The 18777-nt window shown below is 65.6% G+C and carries 15 protein-coding genes; 10 read left to right on the top strand and 5 right to left on the bottom strand.

The features are described from left to right. Positions 1-75 precede the first annotated feature (75 nt). The 3 genes from ACWKY3_RS04600 to ACWKY3_RS04590 all read left to right on the top strand — a co-directional run bounded on the left by ACWKY3_RS04600 (position 76) and on the right by ACWKY3_RS04590 (position 5785). Positions 76-2328: an oxidoreductase gene (locus ACWKY3_RS04600; protein ID WP_449315245.1), complete on the top strand. Its 2253-nt coding sequence runs from the start codon at positions 76-78 to the stop codon at positions 2326-2328. A 258-nt stretch (positions 2329-2586) separates the two neighbouring features. Further along, positions 2587-4038, top strand: coding sequence for a response regulator transcription factor (locus tag ACWKY3_RS04595; protein WP_449315244.1), 1452 nt, complete (start codon positions 2587-2589; stop codon positions 4036-4038). Between the two features lie 166 nt (positions 4039-4204). Then, complete coding sequence (locus ACWKY3_RS04590) at positions 4205-5785, top strand: flavocytochrome c (protein WP_449315243.1); 1581 nt, start codon at positions 4205-4207, stop codon at positions 5783-5785. Here ACWKY3_RS04590 and ACWKY3_RS04585 read toward each other — a convergent pair. Both ACWKY3_RS04585 and ACWKY3_RS04580 read right to left on the bottom strand, forming a co-directional pair. After that, positions 5752-6324 (bottom strand): hypothetical protein, encoded by a 573-nt coding sequence (locus ACWKY3_RS04585; protein WP_449315242.1) that lies wholly within the window; start codon positions 6322-6324, stop codon positions 5752-5754. The two genes, ACWKY3_RS04590 and ACWKY3_RS04585, sit on opposite strands and share 34 nt — an antisense overlap. Beyond that, the gene (locus ACWKY3_RS04580) at positions 6321-7526 is read right to left on the bottom strand and encodes an MFS transporter (protein ID WP_449315241.1); all 1206 of its coding nucleotides are present in this window, start codon (positions 7524-7526) and stop codon (positions 6321-6323) included. Before ACWKY3_RS04580 ends, ACWKY3_RS04585 begins: the two co-directional genes overlap by 4 nt. Before the next feature lie 215 nt (positions 7527-7741). Between ACWKY3_RS04580 and ACWKY3_RS04575 the strand changes: the two genes are divergently transcribed. The 4 genes from ACWKY3_RS04575 to ACWKY3_RS04560 all read left to right on the top strand — a co-directional run bounded on the left by ACWKY3_RS04575 (position 7742) and on the right by ACWKY3_RS04560 (position 9251). Then, complete coding sequence (locus ACWKY3_RS04575; RefSeq protein ID WP_449315240.1) at positions 7742-8056, top strand: type II toxin-antitoxin system RelB/DinJ family antitoxin; 315 nt, start codon at positions 7742-7744, stop codon at positions 8054-8056. Beyond that, positions 8053-8508, top strand: coding sequence for a type II toxin-antitoxin system VapC family toxin (locus tag ACWKY3_RS04570; protein WP_449315239.1), 456 nt, complete (start codon positions 8053-8055; stop codon positions 8506-8508). Before ACWKY3_RS04575 ends, ACWKY3_RS04570 begins: the two co-directional genes overlap by 4 nt. Positions 8509-8578: 70 nt before the next feature. Then, complete coding sequence (locus tag ACWKY3_RS04565) at positions 8579-8944, top strand: delta-aminolevulinic acid dehydratase (RefSeq protein ID WP_449315238.1); 366 nt, start codon at positions 8579-8581, stop codon at positions 8942-8944. Further along, positions 8934-9251, top strand: coding sequence for a type II toxin-antitoxin system RelE/ParE family toxin (locus ACWKY3_RS04560; RefSeq protein WP_449315237.1), 318 nt, complete (start codon positions 8934-8936; stop codon positions 9249-9251). The genes ACWKY3_RS04565 and ACWKY3_RS04560 overlap by 11 nt, the downstream gene beginning before the upstream one ends. 36 nt (positions 9252-9287) lie before the next feature. On the opposite strand, the gene ACWKY3_RS04555 is transcribed toward ACWKY3_RS04560, so the two are convergent. From ACWKY3_RS04555 to ACWKY3_RS04545, 3 genes are all read right to left on the bottom strand, one after another. Next, positions 9288-10652 (bottom strand): DUF711 family protein, encoded by a 1365-nt coding sequence (locus ACWKY3_RS04555; protein WP_449315236.1) that lies wholly within the window; start codon positions 10650-10652, stop codon positions 9288-9290. Between the two features lie 257 nt (positions 10653-10909). Further along, positions 10910-12202, bottom strand: a complete 1293-nt coding sequence (locus ACWKY3_RS04550; RefSeq protein ID WP_449315235.1) for a CapA family protein — start codon at positions 12200-12202, stop codon at positions 10910-10912. Between the two features lie 628 nt (positions 12203-12830). Then, positions 12831-14366, bottom strand: coding sequence for a helix-turn-helix transcriptional regulator (locus ACWKY3_RS04545; protein WP_449315234.1), 1536 nt, complete (start codon positions 14364-14366; stop codon positions 12831-12833). A gap of 277 nt (positions 14367-14643) precedes the next feature. Between ACWKY3_RS04545 and ACWKY3_RS04540 the strand changes: the two genes are divergently transcribed. From ACWKY3_RS04540 to ACWKY3_RS04530, 3 genes are all read left to right on the top strand, one after another. Then, positions 14644-17655, top strand: coding sequence for a molybdopterin-containing oxidoreductase family protein (locus tag ACWKY3_RS04540; RefSeq protein WP_449315233.1), 3012 nt, complete (start codon positions 14644-14646; stop codon positions 17653-17655). Continuing rightward, positions 17652-18320, top strand: coding sequence for a 4Fe-4S dicluster domain-containing protein (locus tag ACWKY3_RS04535; RefSeq protein ID WP_449315232.1), 669 nt, complete (start codon positions 17652-17654; stop codon positions 18318-18320). The genes ACWKY3_RS04540 and ACWKY3_RS04535 overlap by 4 nt, the downstream gene beginning before the upstream one ends. 1 nt (position 18321) lies before the next feature. Then, positions 18322-18777 (top strand): DmsC/YnfH family molybdoenzyme membrane anchor subunit (locus ACWKY3_RS04530; RefSeq protein WP_449315231.1); only part of this gene is annotated, 456 nt, incomplete at its 3' end.

The raw sequence follows: 18777 nt of genomic DNA, 5'->3' as shown, positions 1-18777 counted from the left end.
AGGGGTTTGCAAGGCGCCCCTTCGGCGGGGCGTGGTTCGCGCTTTCGCCAGGCGTATGAGGAAAGGAGAGGCTGCATGGCAACGACACGCGCGGAGCTGACGCGAAGGGGGTTTCTGAAAGGGGCTGCGCTCACGGCGGCCGGCGGGATGCTTGCCGGAGGCGCGCTTTCCGGCTGCGCGCCGCAGGCGAGCGCTCCGTCCGGCAAGGAAGGACAGGCTGCCGAGGCGACCGTTGACGACGCGGTTTCCGTCCGCCAGGCGCCGGCCCGCCTCAACCCGCAGGATCCCGATTACCGGGCGAACACGACCGATCTGGCCACCGTGTTCTCCAGCGTGAAGATAGGCTCCCTTGAGCTGTCGAATCGCATCGTCAAATCGGCGGCGGGTTCCGACACGCAGAACAACGACGACGAGATAGTGGAGTACTACCGCAGCTTCGCGAAGGGGGGCGTCGAGCTTGTCTGGGTGGAGGACTGCGCCGACAAGTACGAGCACTTCCCCAACTCCCGCTCGCGCGCCATGGGCGAGATGCCCTTCAAGCGCATCGCGGACGCCGTGCACGAGGAAGGGGCCTACGTGGGGTACCAGATCTCGTGCATGGGCATCGTGTTCAGCGGCACTCAGAAAGACTCGTCGGGGCAGTTCGCCTCGGCCGTTGCCGGCGACATGACGCTCGACGAGATACGGCTGCTCATCGCCGATGCGGCCGCTGCGGCCAAGACGCTTCAGGACTGCGGGTTCGACGCCGTGGAGATCAACGCCGCGGGCAACAACATTGGACAGTCGTTCTTCTCGCGCATGAGGAACCATCGCGACGATGAGTACGGCCCGCAGTCCTTCGAGAACCGCGCGCGCTTCGTGTGCGAGATGATCCAGGCCATCAAGGAGGCGTGCGGCTCGGACTTCACGGTGCAGGTGCTGATCAACGGCATTGAGGAGAACGACCAGACGCTCGGCGACAGCTCGCTTATGACCACCGTGGAAGAGAACCTCGAGATAGCCAAGATGCTCGAGAAGGCCGGCGCCGACAGCCTGCATGTGCGCCTGGGGCCGCTGGGCATGCACGTGTGCCAGTTCGCTTCCGATTTGTACTTCACCGGCTACGGCATTGAGGGCACGACGGCCTACGGGACGCAGTTCGACTTCTCGCGCCACTGGGAAGGCAAGCTGATCAGCGCGTACTCGGGGTGCGGCATGATGCTGGACGTGGCCAAGGAGTTCAAGGGCGCCGTCTCCATCCCCGTGGGCACGGTGACCTACATGGACCCGGCCCACGCGCCCGACCTGTTCGAGTCGGCGCTGGCCGAAGGCAAGGCGGACTTTCTGCTGATGAACCGGCCGCTCACCGTGGATCCCGAGTACGTGAACAAGCTCAAGGAGGGTCGGATCGACGAGATTGCCCCGTGCACGCGCTGCCTGCACTGCCACTTCGACTACGACGAAGAGGGCAAGACCTACGAGCACTGCCGCGTGAACGCCTGCACGCAGCGGGCCTACCGCGCGGACATGCCGGAGGGTTTCGAGCTTTCGCCGGCGGCCTCTCAGAGAAACGTCATGGTGGTGGGCGGCGGTCCTGCCGGCATGGAGGCTGCGCGCGTCGCCGCGCTGCGCGGGCACCGCGTGACGCTGTACGAGAAGAGCGCCTCGCTCGGCGGGCTGCTCGACTTCGCCCACGCGGTCAAGGGGCCGCACGAGAACCTGGCCGACCTGCGCGCCTATTTGGAGCGGCAGCTGGAACTGGCCGGCGTGGAGGTGGTCACCGACCAGGAGGTTGACGCGGCCTTCGTCTCCCAGCAGGCACCCGACGCCGTGATCGTCGCCGTGGGGGGCACGCGCGACACCTTGGGGCTTTCGGGGACGGAGGGGACCAAGATCGTCCCGATAGAGGACTTCCTCACCACCGAGGTGGGCGACGCCGTGGTGGTGGCGGGTTCCAACGCCCAGGCGGTGGATGCGGCGCTGTACCTGGTTGCCCAGGGAAAGCACGTGACCATGATCACGCCCGATGCGATGGAGCAGTTCGACAAGGGGCAGTCGAGCTGGGTGAGGACCTTCGTCGAGCCCATGCTGTTCGCGCGCGGCGTGCGCGTGTGGCCCGGGGCGAGCATCGCGACGGTCGGCGACGGCGAGGTGACGTTCACCGGCGAGACGGGCGCCGACATCACCATCCCGTGCGATGCCGTCATCGAGGCGATCGACATGCTCCCCAGCCCCGAGATAGCCGACGGGTTGTCCGGCGTTGAAGTGCACGTTGTCGGCGACGCCGCCAGGCCTTGGAACATCGCCGAAGCCATAGCCGCCGGCAACCTTGCCGCCCGGGCTTTGTAGGCTGCAGGCGCAACGCGGCTTTGCGTCCGCTGGGGCTTTCGGCAAGCGCGCCGGATGCCCCGGCGTGCGCCCGCCGCGCCGGGTTGGCGCGGTGGGCGCACAGATCGCGCCATGGCGAGGCGAATGCGGGCGCGGGCGACGTGGGTGCGGTCGCGGGTGCGGATGCACGGAGCGAACGACGCGAGTGCGATGTGGCGGATACGGCTAGCAAAGGGGTATACTATCCCTTCAAAACAAGGGTTTCGAAGGGGGACGTGCGTGCTGAAGGATTCGACGTATCCGCGTTGGCTTCTGTGGGCGGTTGTCTTTGGAGACGGGCTGTTCGTGGTGCTGCAGGTTCCGTCCCCGAACTTCTTCGGGTTCGGGTTGACTCCGTTTCCGCCGCTCATCGCGGAGACGATTGCGTATTTGGCGGGCGGCTACGCGGTGTGGCGGTTGCGGGCCTATTCCGTTCGCGTCCTGTACCCGATTTGCTTCGCGCTCGTCGTCGTCCTTTCCGCAGCGCTGCTTTTGGCCGATCTGCCGCCCGGTGCCGTTTCGGCGCTGCAGATGGCGGTGTACGCGGCGCTCGCGCTGCTCAACCTGTGCTGGGGCGTGGCGTTCGCGTCGTTCAAGCCGTCGGTGTCGGTGGTGCTGGTGGTGGGGTCCTACATCGTGTGGAGCGCTTGCGCCCTGCTGTTCTCGTTCGGCGGCGACTCGGCGGGATTGTCGGGGTTGCGCGCCCTGTTCCCGCTTGCCTCGCTCGTCATCCTCGGGTTCTGCCTTGCGCGGTTTGACTTCGGCTTGCAGCAGAAGCGTTACGAGGCCGATGAGCCGCGGGAGGGTTTTGCCAGCCTTATCGCCAGCGTGAAGGAGCCGGTGCTCGCCACGGCGGCGTTCTCGTTCATCTTCGGCGGCATCATGCAGATGGACGTGGCGCAGGGCGCTTCGGGCTACATCGTCTCCCCCGAGGCGCAAGCCGCCACCGTCGCCGTTTCGGTGGCGCTGCTGCTGTACGTGCTGCGCGACGGCATGCGGGTGCATTTCCGCGTGCTCGCGCTGGTGCCGCTTGCGCTGGCCACGGTTCTCATGGTGCGCGCGGTGCTGGCGGGCCAGTCGTTTCTTGCGAACGGCTTGCCGCTTGCCCTGTTCAATTTCTTCGGCCAGCTTGTGTGGGTGGTGTTCGCCTGGAAAGGCTACGAGAGCAAGGCGAACTCGCTGTGCCTGTTCGCGCTCGGTCTGGGTTCGATGAGGCTGGGGCTGCTGCTGGGGCGCGGTGCCATCGAGGCGCTGTCGAGCACTGTGGGCATTTCGGACTCCACGGCAAATCTCGTGTCCATCGTGGGCCTGTGGGTTCTGTTCATCGGCGTGCTTGCCGCGGTGGCGGTCATCGTCAGGCGGCAGAACGCCGAGACGGCGCCGTTCGAGCTGGGCGAGGCGGCATCGGGCGGAGATGCCGGCCCGCAGGCCGAGCGCGGGCGGGAAGACGAGGCGGGGCTTTACGAGCGCAGGTTCGCCGAGGCGGTGGAAGGCGCGGGCCTCACTGAGCGCGAGACGGAGATCCTTGCGATGTACGCGGGCGGCCGGAGCGCCGTCCGCATTGCCGAAGAGCTGTTCCTCTCCAACTACACCGTGAAGACGCACTTGCGCCGCTGCTACGCCAAGCTTGGCATCCATTCGCGGCAAGAGCTGCTTGACCTGGTGTGGAAAGGGCAGCTTCCCCCTGCGTGACCCCTCGTACTCCCTTTTGCGCTACAGGCGCGAAGCGTGCGACCGACGCAAATACGTCCTTTGGTGGTACACGCCCTCCGCGTTGGTTCCCTATGATGCGAACGGCCTTGAACGAGGCGCATCGACACACCGATCAGGGGATCGAACCGAAGGGAGAAAAACGACAATGGACGCATCGCTTGACAGAAGGGGATTCCTCAAGACGTTCGCGATCGGCTCCGCTGCGGCCGTGGCCGCGGGCGCGGGACTTGCAGGTTGCGCGCCGCAGTCGAAGGACGCCGCCGGCTCGACGGGCGCGGTCGGCTTAGGGGCGGGCCTGCCCTCGTCGTGGGACGAGGAGTGCGACGTGCTGGTCATCGGCTCGGGCTACGCGGGGCTTGCCGCCGCTTACGAGGCGGCCAAGGCCGGCGCCGACACGATGATCGTGGAGAAAATGGCCACGACCGGCGGAAACTCCGCCATCGCAGACGGTGACTTCGCCGTGTGCATGTCCTCGGCGCAGAAGGCCAAGGGCATTGAGGACTCCGTGGACAAGTACGTGGCCGACATGATGGCCGCGGGTCTGAGCCTCAACGACGAGGAGAAGTGCCGCGTGCTGGCCGAGAAGTCCAACGAAACGTGGGAGTGGACGCAGACCGATCTGGGCGTGGAGTGGGACACCGACGAGGACGGCAACATCAACGTCATCCCCTACGGCGGCCATAACACGGTGCGCACCATCCATCCCGCTCTCGGCCACGGCTCCGCCATCACGGTCCCCCTTGCCGAGAAGGCCGAGGAGCTGGGCGTGTCCATCAAGACGAACCGCATGGTGACGAGGTTCTTCCGCGACGACTCCGGCCGCATGGTGGGCGTGCAGGTGAACGAGAAGGCCAAGAACAACGATCCCACCACCGGCGACCCGTTGTTCATCAAGGCGAACAAGGGCGTGGTGCTGGCAAGCGGCGGCTTCGGGCGCGATGTCGCTTGGCGCATGCAGCACGATCCGCGCCTTGGCGAGGACGTGGACTGCACGAACCAGGAAGGCGCCACCGCCGAAGCCCTGGCCGCCGCGATGAAGGCGGGCGCGCTGACCGTGCATCTCGATTGGATCCAGCTTGGCCCGTGGTGCAGCCCGGACGAGGTCGGCTATGGCAAGGGCCCCAGCTACATCGATGCGAACGTGGCCTACGGCATGAGCATCGACCCGCAGACGGGCAAGCGCATTGTGAACGAGCTTGCCGACCGCCGCGTGTACTCCGACGCCATCGTCGCCAACGGCGTGCCGCTTCTGCAGGTGGTGGACGAGCAGAACATCCCCACGTGGAACTTCGAGGACAACCTGCAGGCGGCCATGGATGCCGGCATCACGAAGAAGTTCGACACCATAGAGGACGTCATCGCCGAGTACAACCTTCCCGAGGAGTTCCGCGCGCAGTTCGCCCGTTACAACGGCTACGTGGAGTCGCGCGTGGACGAGGAGTTCGGCAAGATGATCCCCGAGGATGCCAAGCCGCTTGGCGAGGGCCCCTACTACATCACCCGCATCTGGCCCAAGGTGCACCACACCATGGGCGGCGTCAAGACGAACATGGACGCCCAGGTGCTCGATGCCGACCTGAACCCCATCCCCGGCTTCTACGCGGCGGGCGAGGTCACCGGCGGCGTGCACGGGGCGTGCCGACTGGGCTCGTGCGCCACGGCCGACTGCCTGGTGAACGGGCGTCTGGCCGGTCAGATGGCCGCCAAGGACGAAGCGTCGGCGTAGCCTTCGCCTCGTACGGCCGTTTGCAGGAGGGCCCCGGCGTGCCGGGGCCCTCCTGCGTTGCGCGCCGGGGCCCTCACCCGGTCAGGCATCTGCACGGCGGCGTCGTTGAAGTGCCGTTTGTCCGGCAGTCCCACGATGAACGACCCTGCGATCTTCCCGTCCCCAAAAGACGAGATGAGGGGCACTCCAATGTAGTAGCGATGGAGAAACCAGTCGGTTGGCCTCTTCACTTCCCGGAGCATGGGCTTGCGGGCGGACGCCACCGAATGGGTCAGGCTGGTCCGCGGTATCCTCTTGCCCACCTCGTCGCCCCACCAGATGCCGTTCTCGTAGCATGCCGACATGACGAAGTGCCCGCGCTCGTTGCGGCGGCCCACCGTAAACGACGCCGCGTCGAAGTCGTTTTGGATGGCGCGGGCGGCGGCGTCTGCGGCCGTCTCCCAGGAGCGGCATGACAGGATGTCTTGCACCTGCAAAACGGCGCTCATGCCGAGAAGCTGGGTGTCCGACACTCTCTCGATGATGAAAGGGCTGGTCATGGCTGCTCTCTTTCTTCTTGGGCGCGGTGTGCGGCCTTCCTTCTCAGCGGTCCTGCGGCCAGCAGGAGGCATGCCAGCAGCATTCCCGCCAAGATGAACGTGGCGCCGTAGTAGGTCCCGGTCGCTTCGCGGAAAAGGGAGAAGAACAGAGGTGCCGCAGTGTCGCCGACGGAGCAGAAAGCGCCGACGCTTGGCATGACGGCATCGAAGCGCTCCGGTCCGAACGACCATTGCGTCATGAGCGCGGGAACGACGGACAGCCCAGCGTAGCCGATGCCGCATGCCGCCCATGCGGCCAAAAACCCCGGAAAAGAGGCTTGGAGCAAAAAGAGGGAGACGAGGCCTGAGGCGCCGCATCCGAAGCAGAACGCCGAGCAGGCAAGCGTTCCGAAGCGATCGTTCACGGCGCCGAGGAGGATCTTCCCCGCAATGCCGCCGGCCATGAGCGCTGACAGGCAGGTGGCGGACTGCATGGCGTCGAATCCCGCCGAGCGCGCGATGAGGGACGCCTGCTGGTTGATGGCCGACATGATGGCAAGGCTTGCGCCCGCGAAGCAAAGGCATGCCGCAGGGAGGCTTCGTCGAAGCGAGGCGGCCGCAGATGCCGCACTTCGGCGAAGCCGCTGCTCGGGGTCCTTCGGGCGGATGCCTTTGAGGAAGGCGAGGACAAGCGGGGCAACGCAAAGGGAGATGGCCCCGAGGGCCGCCTGCGCGACCCTCCATCCGAAAAGGTCCGTCCACGTTTGAAACAAAGGGGACACGAGCATTCCCGTTATCGACGACCCCGCCGTCATGAGCCCGAGCGCCAGCCCGCTTCTTCGGGGAGAGCAGCTGCGCGCTATCACGGGCAGGGGGAGGTAGATGACCAGGCCGATGGCGACTCCGCGGACCAGGGCCAAAGCGTACCAGGCCGCAAGGCTGTCCGCGAGCACGGCCAGGAGCTGCACGCAGCAGGAGAGGGTTACCGAGAAAGCCAGCACGTTTCGCAACTCGAACCTTTGGAACAGCCGCGCGGCCGGAGCCTGGACGAAAGCGATGGCGGTCGAGGTGAGGGAGATGTGCAGCGAGAACGAGGGCAGCGACCATCCGAACTCGGCGCACACGGGCGCAATGAGAAGCCCCTGCATGATGGAGAACCCCACGACGGCGCCGTACGTCAACGCTCCTGCGACGACCGCCAACGCGCCTTGAAGCCGACCCATCGCAACACCCTTTCCCCTTTGATCGGCGCTCTGCCCCTCCTCGTGCCTCGTGCAGCACGGCGCGCCGATGCTGCAAGGATAGCACCTGGGGATGGCGGAGGCTCCCTACGAAAGTAGGTGAGGTGCGTTGCGGAGCACGAGTCCAGGGGGGCGCCTTGAAATCCGGCTCTTGGGGCGCTATACTATGTTGTACGTACAACATAGGAGGTGCCAACATGGCGGACGCGATGGTGACGGCGCGCATGTCGTCGGAGAAGAAGGAGGCGGGCAACCGCATTCTCGAGCAGTTGGGAATCAACGCCTCTCAAGCGGTGAACAGGCTGTATGACTACGTGATAGAGAAGAGGCAGCTGCCGTTTCCCGAGGAGCACGTGCAGAAGCAGTACACGCAGGAGGAGATAGCACGGGCAATGGCTTGGGTGGACAGTTTGAGAATGGACCATCCGAACCGTTTTGCGAACATGACCCTCAAAGAGGTCAAGCGCGAGCGTCTCATCGCGCGCGGCCTTATGGAGCCTGGTGATGCATGATGCGGTTTCTTGTTGATACCAACATCGCCATTGACCACATGATGGACCGAGAGCCGTTTTCCCGGTCGGCGAGTAAGTTGATCACGCTGGGGTTTCTGCATGAGTTTGAACTGGGGATGAGTTCGTCCCAAATTACCGACGCTTTCTATCTTCTGACGGGCGGACGTTCTTCTTTGGCTGATGAGGCGAAGCAAAAACTAAGAACCCTCCGGGGGGCTTTGCGCGTATATTCCCTCACCGAGGCGGACGTTGACGCGGCGCTCGATTCCGCATGGGACGACTTCGAGGACGCGTGCGTGTACCAATGCGCTCGCAAAATAAAAGCCGACGCCATCATCACGCGCAATCAAAAAGACTTCGCCCGATCCTCCATCAAGGTGTTCGATTGTGATGAGCTGTTCGCCTACCTAGAGAAGGAGAAGGGCCTCGTATACGACTTTATCCCATTGTGATTCTTTATCAAAAGCGTAAAGTTATGTTATGCTTGGGACCAAGCACCAAGCGCTTGGCGATAGGAGAATTATGGGAGCGACGGCGCTAGCAGAACCTCAGATCATAAAAATTTCCAGCAAGCGGCAGATCACCATTCCAGCGAAGTTCTACGAAGGCGGATCGTTTAAGGAGTATGCGCTTGCTACATGGACCGATGACGGGCTGCTCATCCAGCCTATCGACGTGGATAATGAGGACGTGACCGTTGATATCCTGCGCTATCTCATCGGGCAAGGATGTGAGGGGGAAGATTTGATTGTTCGCTATCAGGAAATGAAGCGCAAGATCATTCCCGTCAGCACCAAGCTGGACGAAGCTGAACGCGATATTGTTGAAGGACGGGTTGATTCGTACGAGAATATGAGAGCCAGACTACGTGAGCGCTATGGCTTTTGAGGTTCGCGTTACAGAGGCATTTGAAGCCGATCTGCTCGATGCCCTGTCCTATCTTTCTGGTAGCTTGTATGCTCCCGATGCCGCCGCGCGACTCATGCGTGCAGTGGACGTAGTCAAAGATTTGCTTGCGGAAAATCCATTTCTCGATGCGGTATCAGAGCGTTTGGGGCGTAAGGGGCGTGCGTATCGCGAGCACTTTGTGCTGAACTACGTGATTGTATATAAGGTGGAAGTTGAAACAGTCTGGTTTCTGCGGTTATTTCATCAGCGCCAATCGTATGGACGATTTGTCCTCGAATGGCGCTGATGATCGGAAAACTAACAGCATCGATAGCCACGCGTGTTAGTTTTTGAGCGCGTTCAAGGGCGCTGGCATGCGGCCGCCGCGGTGGGCGAAGGTGGTGCCGGCGAAGCGGTTCACGGGCATGACCGGGGCGTAGCCCAGAAGGCCGCCGAACTCCAACCGGTCGCCCACCGTCTTGCCGATGGCGGGGATCACGCGCACGGCGGTGGTCTTGTTGTTGATCATGCCGATGGCGCACTCGTCGGCGATGATGCCGCAGATGGCCTCCACGCTCGTGTCGCCGGGGATGGCGATCATGTCCAGGCCCACCGAACACACGCAGGTCATGGCCTCCAGCTTCTCAAGCGAAAGCGCGCCCGCCTCGGCCGCGCGGATCATGCCGGCGTCCTCCGACACGGGGATGAACGCGCCGGACAGGCCGCCCACCGACGACGACGCCATGACGCCGCCCTTCTTCACCGCGTCGTTGAGCAGGGCGAGCGCCGCCGTGGTGCCGGGGCCGCCGCACGTGCCCACGCCGATGGCCTCTAAGATCTCGGCCACCGAGTCGCCTTCGGCCGGCGTTGGAGCCAGCGACAAATCGAGGATGCCCTGCTGCGCGCCCAGGCGGCGCGACGCCTCGCGCGCCATGAGCTCGCCTGCGCGCGTGATCTTAAACGCGGTGGCTTTGATGGCCTCGGCCACGCTTGTGAGGTCGGCGTCTTTGGGCAGGTCGGCCAGCACGGCACGCACCACGCCAGGACCCGACACGCCTACGTTGACGACGGCGTCGGCCTCGCCCGAACCGTGGAACGCGCCGGCCATGAAGGGATTGTCCTCCACGGCGTTGCAGAACACCACCAGCTTGCCCGCGCCGATGCACTGGCGGTCGGCCGTTGCCTCGGCGGTCGCTTTCACGATGCCGGCCATCTTGAGCACGGCGTCCATGTTGATGCCGGCGCGCGTGGAGCCCACGTTCACCGACGAGCACACGTTGTCGGTGACGGAAAGCGCGTGCGGGATGGAGTCCATGAGCTTGATGTCGGCTGCGGACGCCCCCTTGTGCACAAGCGCGCTGAAACCGCCCACGAAGTCGACGCCCACCTCCTTGCCCGCGCGGTCCATGGCCTGGGCCACGGGCGTGAGGTCCGCCGCGTCGGTGGCGGCGCACAGCTCGGCCACGGGCGTGATGGAGATGCGCTTGTTCACAATGGGAATGCCGAACTCGCGCTCCAGCTGCTCGGCCGTGGGCACGAGGCGCTCGGCGGCGCTCGTCATGCGGTCGTATACCTTGCGCGCCATGGCGTCGATGTCGGCGTCCGTGCAGCCGCGCAGGTTAAGGCCCAGCGTGATGGTGCGGATGTCGAGGTGCTGCTTGCTCACCATCGCGAGCGTTTCGGCAATCTCCGCCGGCGTGATCTGCATGATGTGCGTCCTTCTCTCGGAATTCCCTGGAATGCGTGTCGGTTCAGTCTAGCAAACCGCGCGCGTGCGCGACGGCTGACGCGCGCGTTCTTCGGCGATTCTCCGGACGGCGAGGTCCGGAAGCTTCTCGATCGTGCTTTGCGCTTTCGGGGCGCTTCGTTGCGAAGGCGTCCGCGCGCTTCGCGTCTCTGGAGCGACCTTTGCCATCCGTCGGGTGGTCGGAGCGTCGGCGTCCCTTCGCAGCGGGCCGTCGCGCGCTATGTTGGCGTGCCGACCACGGGGAAGTCGCCGCCCAGGCTGTTGACCACCGTGCGGCTGGTGTCGTCGAGCCAGGCGATAGGATCGTCCAGGCCGCCGAGCCATGCGTGGCGCGCGGCCAGATCGGGCGTGTAATCGCCGAGCGCGTACACGCCCCAGGCGCCCTCCTCGCAGTGGTTGACCAAAGGCGTCCAGGCCGCATCCTCCACGCGCACGCCGTTTGCGTCCTTCACGAACGTGCACGACAGCATGCCCTCAAGCTCGTTGAGGGGCGCGGGCGCGTCGTGGTTGCTCAGGAAGTTGCCCAGCGAGTAGGCCACGAGCGTTCGGTTGCCGGACGCGCCCTCCACCCAGGCGAGCGGCCCTATGACGTGCGGGTGCGACCCCAGCACCACATCCACGCCCAAATCGGAAAGCAGCTGGGCGTAGGCAAGCTGGTCTGAGTCGGGTTCGGTTTGGTTCTCGGTGCCCCAATGCATGGCCACCAGCACCACATCGGCCGCCTCCTGCGCGCGGGCGACGTCTGCGCGGATGCGCTCCTCGTCGATGAAGCTCACGGCGTAGGCCGGCAGGTCCGAGCGGTCGAATCCGTTCACGCCGTAGGTGTAGTCCAGCAGGGCGAACGTGATGTCGTTGCGCTCGACCACGGGGATGGCGTCGGCCTCCTCCTGGCTTGAGGCCGTGCCGACGAAGGCGACGGGCTGGGCGTTCCACACGGAGCGCGAATGCTCCACCGCGCCGTAGGTGCCCCAGTCGTAGGAGTGGTTCGAGGCGGATGCCACCAGGTCGAACCCGGCGTCCACCACCGCGTCGGCCATGGCGTCGGTCGTGTTGAACGACGGCCACCCGCGCGGGCCGATGTCGTCGCCTCCCAGATGCGTCTCCTGCTTCACGTAGGCCAGATCGGCCGCCTCGATGTAGGGTTTCACATGGGCGTAGAGCGGGCGGTAGTCGTACTGGCCGTCGCCCGTTTCGCCGGCGCAGGCGTCCGCGTAGGCGCCCAGGACGGCGTCGGGCAGGTTGTCGCCCACGGCAACGAAGGTGACGCGCTGCTCGCCGCCTTCGGCCGGGGTGTTGGGGGCGGCGTCGGACGCGGGGGAGGGGGCCGCCCCGTCGGCGGCGTTCGATGCTGATTCGGCCGGCGCCCGGAGCGCGGAGGCGACCGCTCCAACCGCCACCGCAACGGCCACGATGCCTGCGAGCGCGAGGAGGGCCTTGGGGTTCGCCTTGCCGCCTGGCGCGACGCGGCGCGTGGGCATGCGGGTTGGTTGGTGCGGACGCTGCGGCTGCATGGCGGGTCCCCCTCTCGCGTTACTTCCTGCCGCCTCCCATGATAGCGCGCCCTGCGGCGCCGTCTGCCCGCTCGTCCGCATGCTGCGCATCTCTTCCGTGTGCGGCGCTCGCCGGACGGGAGGCTCTTTCGCCCGGCAAGCGCCGCATGCCGTTTCGCGCGGCGAAGGGGCCGCTCCTCCCGTTCAGCCGGGGGTCGCCCTTTCCCGTCCGATTGGGCGCCCCCTCCCGCCCGGCCGGGCTGCTCCCTCCCGATCGGCCGGGGCTTTGCCCGACGGGCCGGCCCGGCCTCTGTTGATCCCGGTTTAACAGGGGCGCTTCCGCAAGCTGGTCACAAACGGCGCGCTGTGGCACTCCGGAGGGCCAATCCGGCGCGCCGGCGGGCCGCGCGATTTCCGCGACCTGGTGTTTCTCCGGACGCGGAGGGAGCGGAGGGCGGAAAACCAGCCCCGCGCGTGCCACAGGGCGCGGTTTGTGACCAACCTGCGTGCGGCTCCCGCCGAGCCGCCTCCGGCGAGGGCCGTGTCAACGGCGGTCCAGCATAGGGCCTTCCGCTGGACCGCCATCGGCGTGGCCTACGCCGGCCGGATCCCGTGCAGCTCCGCCCCATGCGGCCCCCGCCCGCGCGGCTCATCGCTTCACGTACCAACTGGGCAGTTGCTCAAGCAGCGAGCGTCGTTCGCGGTCCACCAGCTCCACCAGGTCCTTCTGCGTGTGCACGTCCAGCTTGGCGTAGATGTTGCGCAAGTGGGTTTTCGCCGTGGCCTGGGTCACGTACAGCTCGTCGGCCACTGCTTTGGCGTTGCGTCCGGCAGCCAGAAGCGGCAGCACCTCCACCTCGCGCTGCGTGAGGCCGTACTTCTGCCCGAATAGGAAGTAGAAGGCGATTTCCTTGTAAGGGACGGGGTCGTCCTGCGCGTTTTCGGGGCGCTCCTCTTCGGGGGAGGCGGCATGCTGGACGGGAAGGAGCGACGGCACGGCCATGACCAGCACCAGAAGCCCCACGGCCACAGCTAGCGCCACAATGAACAGCAGGTCCTCCACCACCGTTCCGTACAGGGGCTCGGCGGCGTCGGTTACGGCGTGGAACAGCGGGTACCCGGCGCGGAAGCTTGCGAACAACAGGCAGAAGGCGGTCATGCGGGCGCTCACGCGAGGCGCGGCCAAGCAGGCGTAGAACAGCAGGTAGAGCATGACCTTCTGCGACGTGTTGAGTGGCACGAGGTACAGGATGGCAAACGATCCCGTCGTGAACGTGGACAGGTAGATGGAGAGGAGCACGAACACGAGGATGAGGCTTTCGCAGACAAGCACGCCGTTGCGCTTGCCCGGCAGCGGATCGACCAGCGCCAGAATGCCTCCCGCAACGAGCGCCCCCGATGCGGAGGCTATCTGGATGCTTGTGGCCCCCCAGCTGGTTTGGGATGGAAGCCACCCGGCGTGCATCTTGGAGAAGAACACGCCGAAGCAGAACACGGCCACGCCCACGATCATGAGGGCCTTGCGCGTTTGGGCGGGCGTTTTGCCCGAGCGCTCCAAGAGGTCGCTTGCCGACCGGCCGGAGAGGGGCAGCGAGAACCGGTCGGATTTGCGGAACAGCATGAGGAACACGGCCGACATGAACGGGAACAGCGCCGAGGTTCCCTTCGCCACCGAGGGGGTGAGGAGCCCCACAAGGGACTGGAGGCAGAACACAAGCGGCAGCGCCGCGATGAACAGGCAGGCGGCGGCGATGGGGCTTTTGCCGTACAGGTTCTCCACCCAAGCGGCGGCGATGGTCGCGCTGATGGCCGAGAACAGGCCGAGCGTCGCTTTCGCCGCGAAGGGGGCGTCGCCTTCCGTCCCGCCGAGCGCGTAGTAGGCGTACAGGCACAGCGTTCCCGCCGTGGCCACGGCTGTCACCACGGAGGGCTTGCGCAGCACCTTCGTGCGTGCGAACCGGTAGTAGAGCGCCAGGGCGACAAGCGCGAGCACGGCGACGGTGGTCGACAGGGTGGACGACTCGCTTGAAACCTGCTGCACCACGGGGAACCGATGCGCTTCCAGCGAGCACAAGCACAGCGCCAGCCCCACGGCTCCCGGCGCGGCGCCCGGTATGAGCTTGAGCTGCTCGGCCACCGCGGGCGTGCTCCGTTCCCCTTGCGTTCCAGTCGATGCGAAAAGCATGGTCAGGACCCCTTTCCCCTGCGGCTGACGTTTTCCATTATAGAGGCTGCCGCGCTTCGCCGACGCACGTGCGGGGTCGGCGCAGGCGCATCCGAGGATGAAATTCGTACCACCATGCGCGGTATGACGGGTTTCATCCGCAGCGGTCGTTGATTCTCCACCCGCTTCGTCCGTACCTTCCAAAACGTCGGCTCGGAGCAGTCGGCTGCGGCGGGGATCGCGCCCCGATGGCGCAGCCGCTTCGGGAGCGTTTTGACGAGAGAAGGAGAGGAGCAGGATGGGCACACGCATCAACATGTCGCGGCGCGCCTTCGTCAAGCTGACGGGCGCGGCGTGCGCGGCGGCCGCGCTTTCCGCGCAGGTGGCGCCCCGGGCGCTGGCGGAAACGGACGCGCCGCCCGCAGGCGGCGAGGTCAAGCGCATCCGCACGGCGTGCCGCGGTTGCGGCAAGATGGAGTGCGGCGTGTGGGTGACCGTGGAGAACGGCCGCGCCGTGAAGATAGAAGGCGACGACAGCGCCTGGCACTCCAACGGCAACTGCTGCACGAAATCGCAGGCATCCATACAAGCGGCGTACCACCCCGACCGCCTGCGCTACCCCATGAAGCGCACGAACCCCAAGGGCGAGGACGATCCGGGCTGGGTGCGTATCGGCTGGGACGAGGCGTTCCAGACCATCGTGCAGAAGCTTGACGAGACGGTTGACAAGTACAGCGACCTGGGACTGGTGAACTACGGCGGCACCAGCCGCATGTGGGCGAGCGGCCTTGCCATCCGCGACCTGTACCACTGCTGCAACGGCCATTCCGCCGTGCAGATCTGCAAGGGCCCGCGCCGCATGGTGGGCGCGCTCACCATAGAGAACGGCGCATACTGGATGACGGTGGGCGACTATCCGAAGGTGTACGTGCAGTGGGGCACCGATCAGACGCAGTCGAACTACGATGACAGCTGCCGTACGGCGAACGAGGCCGCGCAGCGTGCCGAGTGCTTCATCAGCATCGACCCGCGCGTGAGCAACTGCGGCCACTCGGCCGACTACCACATTCCGCTGCGTCCCGGCACCGACCAGGCGCTTGCCTTGGGCTGGACGAACATTGTGATGGATCGGGAGCTTTACGACGACTACCTGGTGAAGTACTGGAGCAACGCGCCGTTTTTGGTGTGCGAGGACGTGGAGCCGAGCGGTTGGACGGGCGTCAAGGGCAACGTCACCGACGGCCTGCGCGTGAAGACGTGCCTGCTCAAAGAGTCCGATCTGGTGGAGGGCGGCAACCCGCGGCACTTCATGGTATGGGACAACGCTACGAACGCGCTCACGTACTTCGACGCCGACGAGGACAACGCCGAGCACGGCGGCATGTGGGAGCGCCAGGAGCATTTCGACATCCCCGAGACCGGATGGGAGTTCGAGCGCGGCGGCTGGGTGCCCGACTACCCCGACCTTTCGGCCTACGCCGATCCGGCGCTGTGGTGCGACGAAGGCTTCGACGTCACGCTCAAAGACGGGCGCACGGTGAAATGCAAGACCGTGTGGCAGACCTACTGGGACACGTGCGTGTCCGAATGGACCTTGGACAAGACGGCCGAGGTGTGCGATGTGGACGCCGGGCTTATCGAGGAGGCGTGCCTGGCGTGGGCCACGCGCATCGACTCGCGCGTGGGCAACGGCGGCCTGAACGCGCAGCTGGCGCCCGAGCAGACAGGCAATTCCACGCAGACGTTCCGCGCTATTTACCTGCTGTTCTTCATGACGGGCAACTACGACATCCCCGGCGGCAACCGCGCCTACACGCGTCACAGCTGGAATTCGTCGTTTCCCCTGTACTCGGACAAGAACGCGAAGAACCCCTACAAGGCGTCGATGACCACCATGGAGGCGTCCACGCTGGACACGCGCGCCAAGCTTTTGGGCGTGGACGAGTTTCCGCTCACCAAATGGTGGGACGTGTGGACCGACGCGCGCTGTGCGAACGACGCCATGCGCACGGGCAAGCCGTACCCCATCAAGGCGGGTTGGTGCGCGGCCGGCGACTTCATGAACCAGAGCAACGCCACCGACGCGTTCGAGGCCATCAGCGGCTTGGACTTCTACTTCGTCTACGACCTGTGGCACACGCCCGGCAGCCGTCCGGCCGACATCCTCATGCCGGTCATGCACTGGCTTGAGATTCCCGGTTGGCTGCGCGGCGCGCAGGGCGCGCACGGCGGGCTTGGGGCGAACTGCAACTGCATCGAGCCCATCGGCGACGTGAAGTTCGACAACGACGTGCAGTGCGGCGTGTACAAGGCCAAGGGCGTGCCCGCCTACGATCCGGCGACGGGAGATCCGTGGGACCGCGACGCCACCGTGATGCTGGACGCTAACGTGAAGAAGACGAACCTCACCTACAACGGCAAGAAGGTGGAGACGTGGGCCGAGTTCTACGACGCCTTCCAGGAGCACGGCTGGTGGTGCGCCAAGGAGGTGTATCCCGAGGAGTGGGGCACCTACCGGCGCTTCCTCATGGGGTATCTGCGCAACGGGCGCAGCGCGCAGACGGCTGGCAAGGCCGAGGGCGTTCCCGGGTTCGGGCTGCCCACGATGAAGGCCGAGTTCTGGTCCACCATCATGGAGAGCGTCGTGCCGGAGGAGACGCACGGGTTCACGGCGTTGCCGGCGTACCAAGAGCCGCCGATCTCGCCGGTGAGCACGCCGGAGCGGTTCGAGGAGTACCCCTTCAACATGACCACCGGGCGGCGCATTCCCGTGTACTTCCACAACGAGCATCGGCAGCTGCCGTGGTGCCGCGAGATCTGGCCCGCGCCCCGCACCGAGATCAACCCTCACGACGCCGAGCGTCTGGGCATCAAGCAGGGCGACTGGATCTGGATTGAGAGCCCGCACGGCAAGATACGCCAGGTGGCCGAGTTGTTCCATGGTGTGAAGCCCGGCGTGATCAACTGCGAGCACTCCTGGTGGTTTCCCGAGCTCAACACCGCCACGAAGGGTTTCGACCTGTGCAGCATCAACTGCATCTGCGATCCGCACGCGCAGGACTACCTCAACGGCTCGTCCCAGCTGCGCGCCTACGCGGTGAAGGTGTACAAGGCCACGCCGGAGAACTCGCCGTTCGGCAACCCGGTGCCGTGCGGAACCGACGGCACCGAGATCATCCACGACGCGTCCGACCCGCGCCTGAAGGCGTGGAAGGCCGGCATCGACAAGATCAAGGCCGATCCGTCGCGTGCGGAGGAGTTCGCCGACATCCAGGCCGATTCCAAGAAGTGGGAGGTTTTCGCATCATGACGCAATACGCGATTGTCACCGACCTCGAGCGCTGCGTGGGCTGCATGGCGTGCATGACCGCGTGCAAGATGGTCAACGACGTGCCTATCGGCAACTATTGGAACAAGGTCATGCGCGTGGGACCCAATCCCAAGTACGAAGGAGCCGTGTCTCCCGACGTGGAGATGTACTTTTTGCCGGTGGGCTGCCAGCACTGCGAGAAGCCCGAGTGCGTGGCCGTGTGTCCCACGGGCGCGTCCCACAAGCTGGAGGACGGGACCGTGCAGATCGACAAGTCCAAGTGCATAGGGTGCCAGTTCTGCGCCATGGCCTGCCCCTACGGGGTGCGCTATTTGAACGAGACCGAACGCGTGGTGGAGAAATGCACGCTGTGCGAGCAGCGCGTCGCACAGGGCGAGCTGCCGCAGTGCGTCATCAACTGCGGCGGGCATGCGCGCTGGTTCGGCGACCTCGACCAAGGCATCGAATCGTTCGTTTCTTACGACGAGCCCAGCCCGAACGTGTTCGTGGGGCTTTCCTACGACGAGATGTGCGCCACGCGCGCCACGCTCGGGGAGTTCTGCGAGGAGTTCGACGAGTCGCAGGTGCACGCGCTGCCGAACGTGGGCAACAACCCGGCGTTCCGCTACATCCTGCGCAAGAGCGCCTGGCAGGGAGGGGAGTGACATGGAGCTGCAATGGCCTTTGATCTTGTTCACCACGCTGGTTGCGTGGAGCGCGGGGCTGTTCGGGACGCAGGCGCTGCTGGCTGCCGGCGGGCATGCCAAGAAGTCGCAGACGCCGGCGTGGGTGGCAAGTGCTGTGCTTCTGGCCGCGGGCGGCATCGCGGTGTTCTCCCACCTGGAGCACTGGGAGCGCATCTTCAACGGCTTCGGGCACCTGACCTCCGGCATCACGCAGGAGCTGATCGCCGTCGTGGTCCTGGCCGTGGTGGCCGTCGCGTACCTGATAGTGATGCGCCGAAGCGACGACGGCGCCACCGTCCCGAAGTGGCTGTGCTGGGCGTCGGTCGCCGTGTGCGCCGTCCTGGTGGCCGTCATGGCCCACAGCTACACCATGGCCGCCCGCCCCGCGTGGGACAGCGTCCTTTGGATCCTCTACGTCCTCGGCAACGCGTGCGCG

Source organism: Rubneribacter sp., assembly GCF_965361815.1.
Note: the sequence above shows the minus strand (reverse complement) of the source record. Positions and strands in the feature narration are given on the sequence as shown.